This window comes from Actinoplanes rectilineatus, from assembly GCF_000962825.1.
Taxonomy (GTDB): domain Bacteria; phylum Actinomycetota; class Actinomycetes; order Mycobacteriales; family Micromonosporaceae; genus Actinoplanes; species Actinoplanes rectilineatus.
Window position 1 is genome coordinate 24,494 of record NZ_JZKF01000086.1, and the last position, 14,596, is coordinate 39,089.

12 protein-coding genes and 1 pseudogene are annotated in these 14,596 nt (G+C 70.6%); 8 read left to right on the top strand and 5 right to left on the bottom strand.

Going from position 1 to position 14,596, the window contains the following annotated elements:
* Positions 1–126: 126 nt before the first annotated feature.
* Genes WH85_RS38180 through WH85_RS38200 form a run of 5 tightly spaced genes read right to left on the bottom strand, consistent with a single transcriptional unit; the run spans position 127 to position 4,983 of the window.
* Entirely contained in the window at positions 127–828 is a 702-nt protein-coding gene (locus tag WH85_RS38180; RefSeq protein ID WP_211275579.1) for a hypothetical protein, read from the bottom strand.
* Entirely contained in the window at positions 825–1,661 is an 837-nt protein-coding gene (locus WH85_RS38185) for a carbohydrate ABC transporter permease (RefSeq protein ID WP_157411474.1), read from the bottom strand. Before WH85_RS38185 ends, WH85_RS38180 begins: the two co-directional genes overlap by 4 nt.
* Positions 1,661–2,638 carry a carbohydrate ABC transporter permease gene (locus WH85_RS38190; protein ID WP_045747035.1) on the bottom strand — a complete coding sequence of 326 codons (978 nt, stop codon included), beginning with the start codon at positions 2,636–2,638 and terminating at the stop codon, positions 1,661–1,663. The genes WH85_RS38185 and WH85_RS38190 overlap by 1 nt, the downstream gene beginning before the upstream one ends.
* Positions 2,639–2,643: 5 nt before the next feature.
* Positions 2,644–3,948, bottom strand: a complete 1,305-nt coding sequence (locus WH85_RS38195; protein WP_045747018.1) for an ABC transporter substrate-binding protein — start codon at positions 3,946–3,948, stop codon at positions 2,644–2,646.
* A 9-nt stretch (positions 3,949–3,957) separates the two neighbouring features.
* Positions 3,958–4,983 carry a LacI family DNA-binding transcriptional regulator gene (locus tag WH85_RS38200; RefSeq protein WP_045747036.1) on the bottom strand — a complete coding sequence of 342 codons (1,026 nt, stop codon included), beginning with the start codon at positions 4,981–4,983 and terminating at the stop codon, positions 3,958–3,960.
* Between the two features lie 206 nt (positions 4,984–5,189).
* Here WH85_RS38200 and WH85_RS38205 point away from each other — a divergent pair, with 206 nt between their 5' ends.
* From WH85_RS38205 to WH85_RS38240, 8 genes and pseudogenes are all read left to right on the top strand, one after another.
* Positions 5,190–6,527 (top strand): Gfo/Idh/MocA family protein, encoded by a 1,338-nt coding sequence (locus tag WH85_RS38205; RefSeq protein WP_045747019.1) that lies wholly within the window; start codon positions 5,190–5,192, stop codon positions 6,525–6,527.
* A complete protein-coding gene (gene uxaC, locus WH85_RS38210) occupies positions 6,524–7,945 on the top strand; it encodes a glucuronate isomerase (RefSeq protein WP_045747020.1) in 1,422 nt (473 codons plus the stop codon). Before WH85_RS38205 ends, uxaC begins: the two co-directional genes overlap by 4 nt.
* Positions 7,945–9,234, top strand: coding sequence for an enolase C-terminal domain-like protein (locus WH85_RS38215; RefSeq protein ID WP_045747021.1), 1,290 nt, complete (start codon positions 7,945–7,947; stop codon positions 9,232–9,234). The genes uxaC and WH85_RS38215 overlap by 1 nt, the downstream gene beginning before the upstream one ends.
* Positions 9,225–10,688, top strand: coding sequence for a mannitol dehydrogenase family protein (locus WH85_RS38220; RefSeq protein ID WP_045747022.1), 1,464 nt, complete (start codon positions 9,225–9,227; stop codon positions 10,686–10,688). The genes WH85_RS38215 and WH85_RS38220 overlap by 10 nt, the downstream gene beginning before the upstream one ends.
* Before the next feature lie 397 nt (positions 10,689–11,085).
* A complete protein-coding gene (locus WH85_RS38225) occupies positions 11,086–12,192 on the top strand; it encodes a Gfo/Idh/MocA family protein (RefSeq protein WP_045747023.1) in 1,107 nt (368 codons plus the stop codon).
* 97 nt (positions 12,193–12,289) lie between these two features.
* Positions 12,290–12,625: a cupin domain-containing protein gene (locus tag WH85_RS38230; protein WP_045747024.1), complete on the top strand. Its 336-nt coding sequence runs from the start codon at positions 12,290–12,292 to the stop codon at positions 12,623–12,625.
* Positions 12,626–12,627: 2 nt separating this feature from the next.
* Positions 12,628–13,989 (top strand): pectate lyase family protein, encoded by a 1,362-nt coding sequence (locus WH85_RS38235; RefSeq protein WP_045747025.1) that lies wholly within the window; start codon positions 12,628–12,630, stop codon positions 13,987–13,989.
* Between the two features lie 239 nt (positions 13,990–14,228).
* Positions 14,229–14,596 (top strand): annotated as a pseudogene (locus WH85_RS38240) (hypothetical protein); the annotation flags it as partial.

Consider the following 14,596-nt stretch of genomic DNA (forward strand, 5'->3'; position numbering starts at 1 on the left):
ATCGGGGGCGTTCGCCGGATCGGGGGCGTTCGGCGGATCGGGGGTGCTCGGCGGATCGGGGGCGCGAGAACGCGCCGCGGGTCACGGGACTCACGTCAGGCGTACCCGATGACGGTGATCGTGTTTCTAATCGGTGGCCAGACGGTCGGTGATGACGTGCACGGCGAACAGGTGGAAGCCCACCACCAGCGGAAGCGTCGCCGGCACGGTCAGCGCCAGGAAGAACGCCAATGCTCCGGCCAGCGCCGTCCCGCCCGCGGCCGCCGGACGTTCGATCGCCCAGTGGCCGGCGTCGCGCCACGGCAGTTCCGGGTCGCGGCCGACCGCCACCAGGACCAGCGTTCCCAGGCCGGCCACGAACCCGGCGGCCGCGGCGGTGAGCACGAACAGCGGCTGACCGCCCGGCACCCAGCCGCGACCGACCGCGATCAAGTCGATCAGGATCGCGGCCGTCAGCACCAGCACCGGCAGCCCCGGCAGCAGGGTGCGCCGGAACAACCGCAGCAGCGGGCGCACCGGCGGCAGCGTGCCCTGGTGGTAGCGGTGCCGGACCGCCGCCGAACCGGCCGCCACCGCCGCCGGCGCGGTCAGCACCGGCAGCGCGGCGACGGTGACCAGGATGCCGATCAGGGCCAGGTCGGCGCCGAGGGCGAAACGTTCCCGCCAGTCCGGCCGGTGCCGGGCGGGCTCCTCCTGCGGCCAGTGGAGGCCGTCGGAACGGCCGGGGTGGCCCGGGCCCGGATTACGGGGCATGTCGGTGCCCGGGTCGGGGAACGGCACCGCACGGTTCAGGTCGGCGGCCGGCGCGAACCGGCGGGGCGGTGTCATCCCTTCAGGCCCGACGTGTTGATGCCCTCGACGAGCAGCCGCTGGAAGGCGACGAAGAAGAGGAACACCGGGGCCAGCGACAGCACCGACATGGCGAACATCGGGCCCACCGCGGACTGGCCGCTGGAGTCGATGAACAGGGTCAGCGCGACCGGGGCGGTGTACTTCTCCAGGTCGGAGAGGTAGACCAGTTGGCGGAAGAAGTCGTTCCAGGTCCAGATGAACGAGAAGATCGCCGTGGAGACCAGGGCCGGGCGTGACAGCGGCAGGATGACGTGCCGGAACACACCGTACGCCGTGCAGCCGTCGATCTTCGCGGCGTCGTCCAGTTCGCGGGGGATGCCACGCATGAACTGGACCATCAGGAAGACGAAGAACGCCTCGGTGGCCAGCAGTTGCGGGACGATCAGCGGGGCGTACGGCCATTCGCCGCCGACCCATCCGAACGTCTTGAACATGACGAACTGCGGCACGATCAGCACGTGGCCGGGCAGCAGCAACGTTCCGATCATGATGGCGAACCAGAAGCCGCGGAGCCGGAACTTCAGCCGGGCGAAGGCGTACGCCGCCAGCAGGCAGGACACCCCGTTCGCCACCACGGTGAGAACCGCGACCATCGCGCTGTTGAGGAAGAACCGTCCGAACGCGACGTCGAAGTGTCCCCAGCCGTCGGTGTAGTTGCCCGGCGTGAACGCCTCCGGGAACACCGACATGTTGTTCAGGACCTCTTCCGGGGCCTTGAACGAGCTGCCGAGCATCCACAGCAGGGGGTAGAGCACGATCGCGGCCAGCAGTACCAGCACGACCGGTCGTGACAGCCTGCGCAGGGGCATCAGTCGTCTCCGTCCGAGTAGTGCACCCAGAACCGGCCGGTGCGGAAGATGACCGCGGTGACCAGGCCGATGGAGAGCAGGAAGACCCAGGCCATCGCGGACGCGTAGCCCATCTGGTATTCGGTGAAGCCCTTGATGTAGAGGTGCAGCGTGTACATCAGGGTCGAGTCGACCGGTCCGCCGGTGCCGCCGGAGAGCACGAACGCCGAGGTGAAGCCCTGGAACCCGTTGATCGTCTCGAGGACCAGGTTGAAGAAGATCACCGGCGAGAGGATCGGCAGGGTCACCGCGAAGAACTGCCGGACCGGACCGGCGCCGTCGACCGAGGCCGCCTCGTAGAGCTCCACCGGAACCTGTTTGAGACCGGCCAGGAAGATCACCATCGGGGCGCCGAACTGCCAGACGGCCAGCAGGATCAGGGTGCCGAGCGCCCAGTCCGGGTCGTTCACCCAGGCCTTGCCGGTGATGCCGAACCAGCTCAGGAACGAGTTGAACGCCCCGTCGCGGTTGAACATGTTGACCCAGACGATGGCCAGGGCCACGCTGCCGCCGAGCAGCGACGGCAGGTAGAAGAGCCCGCGGAACAGGCCGGCCCCGCGGAAACCCCGGTTGAGCAGCAGCGCGACGCCGAGCGCGGCGGCCAGTTTGAGAGGGGTGGCGATCAGCGCGAACACCACCGTCACCCGGACCGCGTGCCAGAACGCCGGGTCGGCGGTGAACATCTGCCGGTAGTTGTCCAGGCCCACCCAGCGGGTGGACTCCCAGTCGCTGAGCACGTCGTAGTTGGTGAAACTCAGGTACAGCGACATCAGCATCGGGATGGCCGTGATGGCGGCCAGCCCGAGCAGCCAGGGTGAGAGGAAGACGTAGCCGGCCGTCCCGTCGGTCCCGCGCCGGGCGGGCCGGGCCCGCCGCCGGTGGGCGGCGGGCCCGGCGGGCGGCCGGGGCGGTGAGGACCGGGCCGTGGTGACTGCCACCGGACTCACCGGCTGATCGCGGCCTGGCTGGCGGCGAAGAACTGCTGGGCGGCCTGGGCCGGGGTGGCCCGGTCGTACTGGGTCTCCTCGGCGGCCTTCTTCAGTTCCTCCCGGATCGTGCTGTGGCCCTTCGGCGGCACCGAGGGCGCCGGCCCGTAGTTCTTGGACAGCTCGGCGATGACGTCGATGGTCTGCTTCATCGACGCGTTGTCGGTCTCGGCCGACACCGAGGTGCGGATGTCGGTGTTCGGCGGCAGGCCCCGGTCGGTGCCGAGGATCTTGCCGGCCTCCGGGTCGTTCGACAGGAAGTTGATCACGTCGACCGCGACGTCCTTGTCCTTCGCGCCGCGGAACACCGAGTAGTACATCGAGGCGCGCGGCCACTGCTTGCTGGCGTCACCCGGGTACGCGACCACGCCGAGCTCGTCCTTGGTGTTCTTCTGCAGTTCGGGCATCTGGTTGGCCCACACCCACGAGGTGAGCGCCTTGTTGGTGACCACCAGTTGCTTGGTGACGTCGGTGGCGTTGCCCTCGTGGATCACGTCGGCGGTCGGGGTGGCCTTGGCGTCGCGGGCGCCCTTCCACAGCTCGAACCAGGCCTGCACGTCCTGGACGGTGAAGCCCAGCTGGTTGCCGTTGTACATCTCCTTGCCCTGCTGGCGCAGCCACACCCAGAACGCCTTGTAGTCGGCGCTCGGGTCCATGGTGCCCGGCACACCGGTCGCCGCCCCGGCCGTCTTCGCCCAGGCGATGAAGTCCTCCCAGCTCATCCCGGTCTTCGGCAGCTCCTGCTTGGCGGTCTCCAGCTTCGTCTTGTTGAAGACCAGACCCTGGGTGTTCTCGCCGGAGGCCAGGCCGGCCAGTTTGCCGTCGACCACGCCGTACTTCAACAGGCCCTCGGGGAACTTCGAGGTGTCCAGCTTGCCGGACGACTGGTACGGGGTGAGGTCGAGCGTGACGTTGCGCGTCGCGTACTCGGCCAGGAAGTTGTCGTCGATCTGGAAGATGTCCGGAGCGTCGTCGCCGGCGGTCAGCGTCGCCAGCTTGTCGAAGTAGCCCTGGTTGGCCTGCCAGGTCTTCTTGAACGTGACCTCGGGGTGCTTCTGCGTGTAGAGGGCGAGGGCCTGCTCGGTGAGCTGGGCGCGGGCCTCGCCGCCCCACCAGAAGAAGCTCAGTTCGACCTTGCCGTCGTCGCCCGCGTCGTCGCCACCGCAGCCGCCGAGGGCCAGGGGGAGGGCGAGCATTCCGGCGATCAGGCCGCGCAGTAGGCGGCGCCGGGGAAGGGGACTGTGTGATCGGGGTGCGGTCATGGGACTTCGTCACTCCTTGACGTGTGCGGCGACCTCAGCGGTGAGCGCAGCGGCCGGGCTGTGTGGCCCGGGACCGGTGGAGTTGCGAATGATCAAGGTGGTCTGGAGGGTGACCTGGCCGGTGGCACCGCCGTCGCCGTGCTGCAGCAGCATGTCGACGGCCGCGCGACCGGCGGCGGCGGTCGGGTTCGCCACGGTGGTGAGCCGTGGGCGGACCAGACCGGCGTAGGCGATGTCGTCGATGCCGACGACGCTGATCCGTCCGGGGACCGCGACACCGCGGTCCTGGAGTGCCTGGAGCAGACCGATCGCCATCAGGTCGTTGTAGGCCAGCACGGCGGTCGCGCCGGTGCCGAGAACCGCCTCGGCGGACGCCGCGCCGGCCTCCTCGACCGGTTGGTGCGGGCCGAGCACGGTGAGATCCGCGCCGGCCGCGCGGGCGGTTGCCCCGGCGGCCCGGCGGATCTCCCGGTTGGTCCACGAGCCCCGCGGCCCGGCCAGGTAGACCAGGTGACGGTGGCCCAGGCCGAGCAGGTGACGCACGGCCTCGCGGGCGCCCTGCCCGACGTCCATGACCACGGCCGGCAAGCCGGTGATCATGCGGTTGACGACGACCAGCGGCACCTCGCGGCGCAACTGCTCGATCTGGTCGTCGCTCATCCGGGGACTGCAGAGCAGGATCCCGTCGACCTGCTTGGCCAGGGCCTGCACCAGATCGGCCTCGACGCTCGGATCCTCGTCGGTGTCGGCGACGAAGACGTGGTAGTCGCGCCGCCGGGCGTGGGTCTCGGCCGCCTTGATCAGGGGCGGGAAGAAGGGATTCGCGATGTCGGCCACGATCAGGCCGATGTTGTGCGTGCGTCCGGTGATCAGCGCCCGGGCCGCCCGATTGGGACGGTAACCGAGCTGTTCCGCGGTGGCCAGCACCCGGGAGCGGGTCTCGGGGTTGACCAGATGCGGGGCGGAGAAGGTGCGCGACACCGTGGAGATGTGCACTCCGGACGCTTTTGCGACGTCCCGGATCGTCACCGCCACGATGTCCTCCAATGTGTGACCCGGATCTCTCCGGTGCAGCCATTAATGCAAACGGTTGCTGACGTGTCAACGCTCATCGATGTCGATCATGTTGCATTAGGATCAACTAATATGGATAAAAGCAGGCAAATGAGTGCCGTCCATTGACTTCCGTCGTGGTCTGATCCCTAAGCTGTTGCAAACGTTTGCCGAATGGAGGCGACGGCATGCCCCTCGCAACCCGCCGCCGGTACGCCCTCGTGGGCGCCGGGGCCAGGGCCGGGATGTTCCTCCGGTCGATCACCCAGGACCACGCCGACGTGGCCGAACTGGTCGCCCTGGCCGACACCAATCCGGGCCGTCCGGCCGTCCACAACGCCCGCCTGGAACGCCTCGGTGTCGCGCCGGTCCCGGTCTACGACGCGGCGGACTTCGCCGAGATGCTCAAGCGCGAACGCGTGGACGTCGTCGTGGTGACCACCGTGGACCGCTACCACGACCACTACGTCGTGACCGCGCTCGACGCCGGCTGCGACGCGATCACCGAGAAACCGATGACCGTGGACGCCGACGGATGCCGCCGCATCCTGGACGCCGAGCGCCGGACGAACGGCCGCAACACGGTCCGGGTCACCTTCAACTACCGGTACAACCCGGTGCACGAGGCGGTGAAACGGGTCCTGAGCGCCGGCGAGATCGGCGAGATCGGATCGGTGCACTTCGAGTGGATGCTGGACATCCGCCACGGCGCCGACTACTTCCGCCGCTGGCACCGGGACAAGGCCAACTCCGGCGGCCTGCTGGTGCACAAGGCCAGCCACCACTTCGACCTGGTCAACTGGTGGCTCGCCGACGAACCCGAGCAGGTGTACGCGGCCGGCCGGCTGTTCTTCTACGGCGAGAACGGCGCACGCCACGGCTACGCGCGGGACTACGCGCGGGCCCACGGCGACCCGGCCGCCGACGGCGACCCGTTCGCCGTCCGGCTCGCCGACGAACCCGGCCTGCGCGAGCTCTACCTGGACAACGAGCAGCACGACGGCTACCACCGCGACCAGAACGTCTTCGCCCCCGGGGTCACCATCGAGGACGACATGGCGGTGCTGGTCCGCTACGCCGGCGGGCCGTCGATGAGTTACCACCTCACCGCGTACGCGCCGTGGGAGGGCTACCGGGTGATGGTCAACGGCAGCAAGGGCCGCCTCGAACTGGAGGTGGTGGAGAGCGACCACGTCGCGCCGACCGCCGCCGCCTCGGTCAAGGGCGAACCAGGCGCCCAGTCCACCGCCGAACGCGGCTCGGTGCGGCTGCTGGTCCGGCCGTACTGGGCGCCGCCCCGGGAGATCGAGGTCGGCGGTCACGTCCGGGAGGGCCACGGCGGCGCCGACGTCCGCCTGCTCGCCGACCTGCTGCGCCCCGACCCGCCCGCCGACCCGCTGGGCCGCAGCGCCGGCGCGCTCGACGGCGCCCGGTCCCTGCTCACCGGCCTGGCCGCGAACGAGTCCCTGGCCACCGGCCGGGCCGTCCGGGTGGCCGACGTCCTGAACCTGAAGGAGGTCAGATGACCGCGGACGACCATCTGTTCCCCGCCGAGAGCACCCAGCGGCAGATCGCCCGCGAACTCTACGGTCTGGTGCGCGATCTGCCCCTGATCAGCCCCCACGGGCACGTCGACCCGGCACTGCTCGCCGACGACGTGGCCTTCGGAGACCCGGCCCGGCTCTTCGTGGTGCCGGACCACTACGTCACCCGGATGCTGGGCAGCCAGGGCATCCCGCCGTCGCGGCTGGGCGTGCCGAGCATCGACGGCACCCCGGTGGAGACCGACGGCCGGGCGATCTGGCGTCTGCTCGCGGCGAACTGGCGGTTGTTCCGCGGCACCCCGTCCCGGCTGTGGACCGAGAAGGTCTTCGCCGACGTCTTCGGCATCACCACCACGCTGACCGCGGACACCGCCGACGAGATCTACGACGCGCTCGCCGCCAGGCTCGCCGAACCGGAGTTCCGGCCACGGGCCCTGTTCACCCGGTTCAACATCGAGGTGCTGGCCACCACCGAGAGCCCGCTCGACGAACTGGCCGCACACGCCAAACTGGCCGCCGACGGCTGGGGCGGACCGGGCGGCCGGGTGATCACCACGTTCCGGCCGGACAACCTGGTCGACCCGGAGTGGCCGGGCTGGGCCGAACGGGTGGCGGCCCTCGGCGAACTCACCGGGCAGGACGTCGGCACGTACCCCGGCTTCCTGAACGCGTTGCGCGCCCGCCGTGACCTGTTCATCGCGGCCGGCGCCACCAGCACCGACCACGGCCACCTGACCGCGGCGACCGCCGAACTGGACGAGGGCGAGATCGCGGTCCTCTACCGCACGGCGCTCGGCGGCAGCAGCGACGTGAAGGACGCCGAGGCGTTCCGGGCGCACATGCTGATCGAGTTCGCCCGGATGTCGATCGACGACGGCCTGGTGATGCAGCTGCACCCGGGCGCGTGGCGCAACCACAACACCGCGCTGCACCTGCGGCACGGCCGGGACGTCGGCGGCGACATCCCGTCGGCCACCGACTACGTGCGCGGCCTGAAACCGCTGCTCGACCGCTACGGCAACGACCCGCGGCTGCGCCTGGTGCTCTACACGCTCGACGAGACCGCGTTCACCCGCGAACTCGCCCCGCTGGCCGGCGGCTACGCGGCGCTCTACCTGGGCGCGCCCTGGTGGTTCCTGGACAGCCCGGAGGGGTTGCGCCGGTTCCGGGAGACGGTCACCGAGTCGGCCGGTTTCTACAACACGGTGGGCTTCACCGACGACACCCGGGCGTTCTGCTCGATCCCGGCCCGGCACGACGTGGCCCGCCGGGTCGACGCCGGATACCTCGCCCGGCTGGTCACCGAGGGCCGCCTGCCGCTCGACGAGGCCGCCGAGACGATCGCCGACCTCGCGTACCACCTGCCGAAACGTATCTTCAACCTGGACGGGAGCCGGTAATGGGCGTCCACATCACCGGGGTCACCGTGCACGACGTCCGGTTCCCCACCGCGGCCGCCGGCGACGGCTCGGACGCGATCAACAAAGGCGACTACTCGGCCACCTACGTCGAGGTCAGCACCGACGCGGGCGTGACCGGCACCGGCCTGACCTTCACCAACGGCCGGGGCAACGAGATCACCTGCGCGGCGGTCGAGGCGCTGGCCCACCACGTCACCGGGAGATCGGTCGAGGAGATCGCCGCCGACCAGGTCGGCTTCTGGCGATCGATCACCGCCGACGTGCAGCTGCGCTGGCTCGGACCGGAGAAGGGCGTCATCCACATGGCGTCCGGGGCTCTGATCAACGCGGTCTGGGACCTGCGCGCCCGGCTGGCCGGCAAGCCGATGTGGCGGTTCCTCGCCGAACTCACCCCGGCCGAGATCGTCGCCTCCGTCGACTTCCACCACATCACCGACGCGATCACCCCGGGCGAGGCCCGCGAGCTCCTGGACAAAGCCTCAGCGGGGTACGACGACCGCCTCGCCCTGTTGGAGAAGGAGGGCTTCCCGGCGTACACCACCAGCGTCGGCTGGCTCGGCTACCCGGACGACAAGGTCCGCGAGCTGACCCGGCAGGCCGTCGCCGACGGCTGGACGGCCGTCAAGATGAAGGTCGGCGGCCCGCTGGAGGACGACGTCCGCCGGGCCGCGATCATCCGCGACGAGCTGCCCGAGGGCGCGCTGCTGATGATGGACGCCAACCAGGTGTGGGACGTCGACGAGGCGATCGCCGCGATGGCCCGGCTCAAGGAATTCGACCCGTACTGGATCGAGGAACCGACACACGCCGACGACGTGCTCGGGCACGCCCGGATCGCCCGCGCCGTGGGCCCGGTCCGGGTCGCCACCGGCGAGGTCGCCGCCAACCGGGTGATCTTCAAGCAGCTGCTGCAGGCCGAGGCGATCGGCGTCTGCCAGGTCGACGCCTGCCGGGTGGCCGGCGTCAACGAGGTACTGGCCACGCTGCTGCTGGCCGCCAAGTTCGGCGTGCCGGTCTGCCCGCACGCCGGTGGCGTCGGCCTCTGCGAGTACGTCCAGCACCTGGCGATCTTCGACTACCTGCGGATCGGCGGCTCACTGGACGGCCGCATGATCGAGTACGTCGACCACCTGCACGAGCACTTCACCGACCCGGTCACCGTGGTCGACGGCCGGTACCGGCTGCCCACCGCGCCCGGCTACAGCGTCGAGATGCGACCGTCGTCGATCTCCGAGTTCCGCTTCCCGGACGGCCCGGCATGGCGGTGACCTACCGGCTCGGCCGGTCCGCCCTCACCTCGCTGCCCGCGGAGAGCCTGCCCGCGGTCACCCCCGGCCTGGTCCGCCCCGGCATCGTGCACCTCGGCCTGGGCGCCTTCCACCGGGCGCACCAGGCGGAGTTCACCGAAGCGGCGGTCGCCGCGTCCGGCGGCGACTGGGGCATCGTCGGTGTCGCCCCGCGCTCCCGGGCCGTCCTCGATGCGCTGCGCGAACAGGACATGCTCTACAGCGTCCTGACCGTCGGCGACGGCGACGACCGGGCCCGCGCGATCGGCATCCTCGCCGGCCTCGGCCACGCGGCCGGCGACCCGCACGGGGTGCTGACCGCGATCGCCGACCCGGGCATCCGGATCGTCTCGCTGACCGTGACCGAGAAGGCCTACCGGATGGACCCGGCCGGCCGGCTGCTGCTCGACGACGCCCTACGGGCCCAGCTGACCGGGGCCGCCCCGGCCACCTCGATCCCGGCGCTGCTGGCCCGGGGCATCCTCGCCCGGCAGGCCGCCGGCGCCGGCCCGCTGACCGTGCTCTGCTGCGACAACATGCAGGGCAACGGGGCACGGGTCCGCGGCCTGGTCGAGCAGGCCCTGGACGTGGCCGGTGCGGCGCTGCCGTCCGGCATCGGGTTCCCGTCCACCATGGTCGACCGGATCGTGCCCGCGACCAGCGAGGACCACCGGCGGCGGGCGGCCCTGGCCCTGGGCGCGCAGGACGCCGTCCCGGTGGTGGCCGAGGCGTTCACCCAGTGGGCGATCGAGGACGACTTCCCCGGCGGGCGTCCGGACTGGGCGGCGGCCGGGGCGATCATCACCGACGACGTCGCCCCGTGGGAGACGCTGAAGCTGCGGGCCCTCAACGGGGTGCACTCGGCGGCCGCGTACCTCGGTGCGCTGGCCGGGCGGGAGATGATCGCCGACGCCCTCGACATGCCCGGCATGATCACCCTGCTGCGGCGGCTGATCGCCGAGGACATCGCGCCCACCGTGCGGCCGCCTGCGGGCGTCACCGTCGTCGAGTACGGCGAGACCTCCCTGACCCGGTTCGCCAACCGCGAGCTCGGCCATCGCACGCTGCAGGTGGCGATGGACGGCTCGCAGAAACTGCCGTACCGCCTCCTCGGCACCATCCAGGACCGGCGCGATGCGGGCGCGGGGCCGGGCTGGGCGGCGCTGGTCCTGGCCGCGTGGATGCGCTTCGCGCGGGGGTACGCCGACAGCGGCGCGACCCTGCCGCTGGACGACCCGCTGGCGACCCGGATCCGTGCGGCACTCGCCGACGCCCCGGACACCCCGGAGGGCACCGTCGACGCCCTGCTCGCACTGGACGAGGTGTTCCCGCCCGCGCTCGCCGGCGACGACGTGCTGCGTGCCCGGCTGATCCACTGGACGGCGGAGTTCGCCCGGCACGGCGTCGAAGCGACCGTCCGCGGACTCGGCTCATGACCGACCCGAACCCGAACCGGCGTGGTGATTTGTGGCGCCCAGGGCGCCCGAACTCACCACGCCCCGCTTGGTGTGGTGATTTGTGGCGTCCAGGGCGCCCGAGCTCACCACGTCCCGCTTGGTGTGGTGATTTGTGGCGCCTAGGACGCCCGAGCTCACCACGCCCCGCTCGGTGTGGTGATTTGTGGCGTCCAGGGCGCCCGAACTCATCACGCCCCGCTTGGTGTGGTGATTTGTGGCGCCTAGGACGCCCGAACTCATCACGCCCCGCTTGGTGTGGTGATTTGTGGCGCCCAGGGCGCCCGAACTCACCACGTCCCGCTTGGTGTGGTGATTTCGGGCGCCGTAGGCGCCACAAATCACCACACGGACGGATCTTCGACGCGGGGCACCGGCCGTGACGGCCCGGGTCGCGCTGATCGGGGCCGGCGGGCACGGCGCCTGGCACCGGCGGGTGCTGCAACGACTCGCCGACCAGGGCCGGATCACGGTCGCCGGGCTCTGTGACCGGGCGCCGATCGTGCCCGAACCGGCGGCCCCGCTCCTCGGCGTCCCGGTCTTCACCGACCACACCGAACTGCTCGCCGAGACCCGGCCGGACGTGGTGGTGATCTGTACCCCGCCGCACACCCACCTGCCGATCGCCCTGGACGTCCTGGCCGCCGGCGCCGACCTGCTCCTGGAGAAACCGCCGGTGATGGCGCCCGACGAACACGAGGTGCTGGCCGCGGCGCTGCGCGACACCGGCCGGATCTGCCAGGTCGGGTTCCAGGCGCTCGGCTCGGCAGCCCTGGCCGCACTGTGCGCCACCCGTCCCCAGGGGCCGATCGGGGTCTCCGGGGCGTGGTGGCGGCCGGACGGCTACTACACCCGGGCACCGTGGGCCGGCCGCCGGACCGTCGGCGGGCGGCCGGTGATGGACGGCGCCCTGGTCAACCCGTTCGCCCACGCGCTGATGCAGGCGCTCGTGGTGGCCGGGCACTTCCAGCCCGTACGTCTGGAACTGGAGCGCTACCGGTCCCGGGAGATCGAGACCGACGACACCACGTTCCTGCGGGTCACCGGGGACGACGGGCGGACCCTGACGGTGGCGGTCACCCTCGCGTCGGCGATGTTCATCGCGGGCGAGATCCGGGTCGGCGGGGCGGTCCTGGAATACCCGACCGACCGGCTGCGCCTGCCGGGCGAGCCGGACCTGCGGGAGGTGCCCGGACGGCGGGGACTCCTGGAGAACCTGCTGGAACATCGCGGGGCTTCGGCCGTACCCCTGCTGGTTCCGCTGTCGCGGACCGCGACCTTCACCGCCCTGGCCGACGCCATCGTGTCCGCGCCGCCGCCGGTGGCGATCCCGGCACGTTTCCGGGAACCGCACCCGGACGGCGGCGGGCAGGTCGTGACCGGAATCGACACCATCGTGCGCCAGGTGGCGGACAGCGGCCGGCTGCCGTTCGAAGCCGGGGTGCCCTGGGCGGTCCCGCCACACCGGGTCGCCCTTCCCGTTTAGAAAGTCGCCCTTCCCGTCGAGAAGGTCGCCCTCCCCGTCTGGAAAGCGGCCCTCCCCGTTGAGAAAGTCGCCCTTCCCGCTTAGAAAGGAGCGGACCATGCAGAAACTGAAGCTCGTCGACCTCGGCCCGGAACACCACGGGGCCCAGTTCACCAGCCCACTGCCGGGACACGCGGTACGCCGCGGCGGCTTCCGGATCTACCCGCTGCCGAACCACCGCACCCACGACGAGCCGGGGCTGCACCGGCACGACGTTCCGGAGATCTTCTGCATCGTCCAGGGCGAGGGCGACGTGGAGATCGACGGCGAGGTGGTGGACGAGTTCACCGCCGGGGACGCCGTGGTGTGCGAGGCGGGGGAGGACCACCACCTGATCAGCCGGGGGACCGATCCGCTGATCTTCGTCTGGATGCACCTGGAACCGGTCGCCTGATCATGCGCGTACTCGCCGCTCTCGCCGCCGTCCTCGTCCTCTCCACCTCGTTCACTTCTCCCGCCGCAGCCTCGGTCCCTCCGGATGCCCTCGCCGTCCTCCCCGCCTCGTTCACTTCTTCCGCCGCCGCCTCGATCCCCCCGGAGGCCCGGGCCGTCCTCGCCGCCGACGACGGCTGGGCCTCCGCCGGGACCGGCACCACCGGCGGGTCGGCCGCCGACGACGCGCACGTGTTCGTGGTGCGTACCCGCGCCGAACTCGCCGCTGCCCTGGCCGGAGGCACCGATCCGACGCCGCGGATCGTGCTGGTCGCCGGGACGATCCGGGCCAACACCGACGACACCGGGGCACCGCTGGACTGCGCCTCCTATGCCGACCCCGGGTACTCGCTCGACGCGTACCTCGCCGCGTACGACCCGGCGGTGTGGGGGACGGCGACCAAGCCGAGCGGGCCGCTCGAGGACGCCCGCGCGCAGTCCGCCCGCAACCAGGCCGCCCGGGTGCAACTGAGGGTCGGCGCCAACACGACGATCCTCGGGCTGCCGAACGCACGTCTGATCGGCGCCAATCTGCTGATCCAGAACGTCGACAACGTCATCGTGCGCAATCTGCGCCTCGAGGACGCCGCCGACTGTTTCCCGGCGTGGGACCCGACCGACGGATCGGCCGGCAACTGGAACTCCAACTACGACCTGATCACGCTGACCGGGGCCACCCACGTGTGGGTCGACCACAACACGTTCAGTGACGGCGACAATGTGGACTCGGTTCAGCCGCAGTACCTCGGCAGGCCCTATCAGGTGCACGACGGGGCGCTCGACGTGATCCGGGCGTCCGACCTGGTCACCGCCTCGTGGAACGTCTTCCAGGAACACGACAAGACGATGCTGATCGGTTCGTCGAACACGGTCGGCGCGGATGTCGGAAAGCTGCGCGTGACCATTCACCACAACAAGTTCGCCAATGTCGGGCAACGCGTGCCACGGGTGCGATTCGGACAGGTGGACGTCTATGCGAACTACTACTACATCACTGATGAGGACGCGTACTCGTACTCCTGGGGTGTGGGGGTCTATTCGGCGATCTACGCGGAGAACAACTTCCTGCTGCGCAGTGCGGACGTCGGGCTCGACGAGTTCGTCTACGACTGGGGCGGAACGGCGATGACGGAGGTGGGCACGCTGACCCGGGTGGGCACCGGTCCGGTCCGTGCGGTCAACCTGCTCGCCGAGTACAACGCCACCCACGATCCGGACCTGGGCACCGACGCGGGCTGGACGCCGACGTTGCGCCCCGGTCCGGTGACGCCGGCGGCAGCCGTTCCGGGTCTGGTCTCCGCACATGCGGGGGCGGGGCGCCTCTGATCCCCCTCGTTCCTCTTCCGGGCCGGGATTCCGCGTGATGCGGGATTCCGGCCCTGTGCTTTCGGTGACCGTGCGATTACCACGATTTTTTGTCGAACGACTGTTCTGCCTGATCAGTCGCGGTCATCGACCTTAAAGGGGCGACCCCGCGAACCTTAAGTTTTCCTTTAGTTCGATCCGCGCTGGGAGCGTTCCCGTATGGACCGGTCGAGAGCGGTTCACGAGGAAGGCGATTGCAGATGAAGCGATACCGGAGCCCCGGGAGCAGCGCGGGCAACGCCAAGCGCTTGAAGGTCATCGGCGTGGCGGGTGCCGCGGTCGTGCTGGTCGGAGTGGGCCTCGGCGTCGCAGCGGCGTCCGAGGAACCGGCCACCGTCAACTGCCAGACGGTCGCCGACAAGCTGCCGGCCGTGCCGGCCCAGGCGCAGGCCGAGGTCGAGCGCAACCTGGCCCTGCTGAACACCCAGATCCAGGAGGCCAACGCCCGGATCATCAGCACCGAGGGTCAGGGCGGTGCGAACTTCGTGCAGAACGCGATCCTCGGCCCGCTGGAGGACAAGCGGTTCGCGACGATCAACCGGATCGAGACGGCGATCGGCCGCAACGC

Bases quoted from the DNA above. Each gene is read 5' to 3' on its own strand.
- uxaC (WP_045747020.1), top strand. From the start codon at position 6,524: ATGACCGCGGACGACCATCTGTTCCCCGCCGAGAGCACCCAGCGGCAG.
- WH85_RS38220 (WP_045747022.1), top strand. From the start codon at position 9,225: ATGGCGGTGACCTACCGGCTCGGCCGGTCCGCCCTCACCTCGCTGCCC.
- WH85_RS38215 (WP_045747021.1), top strand. From the start codon at position 7,945: ATGGGCGTCCACATCACCGGGGTCACCGTGCACGACGTCCGGTTCCCC.
- WH85_RS38185 (WP_157411474.1), bottom strand. From the start codon at position 1,661: ATGCCCCTGCGCAGGCTGTCACGACCGGTCGTGCTGGTACTGCTGGCC.
- WH85_RS38230 (WP_045747024.1), top strand. From the start codon at position 12,290: ATGCAGAAACTGAAGCTCGTCGACCTCGGCCCGGAACACCACGGGGCC.
- WH85_RS38195 (WP_045747018.1), bottom strand. From the start codon at position 3,948: ATGACCGCACCCCGATCACACAGTCCCCTTCCCCGGCGCCGCCTACTG.
- WH85_RS38235 (WP_045747025.1), top strand. From the start codon at position 12,628: ATGCGCGTACTCGCCGCTCTCGCCGCCGTCCTCGTCCTCTCCACCTCG.
- WH85_RS38205 (WP_045747019.1), top strand. From the start codon at position 5,190: ATGCCCCTCGCAACCCGCCGCCGGTACGCCCTCGTGGGCGCCGGGGCC.
- WH85_RS38180 (WP_211275579.1), bottom strand. From the start codon at position 828: ATGACACCGCCCCGCCGGTTCGCGCCGGCCGCCGACCTGAACCGTGCG.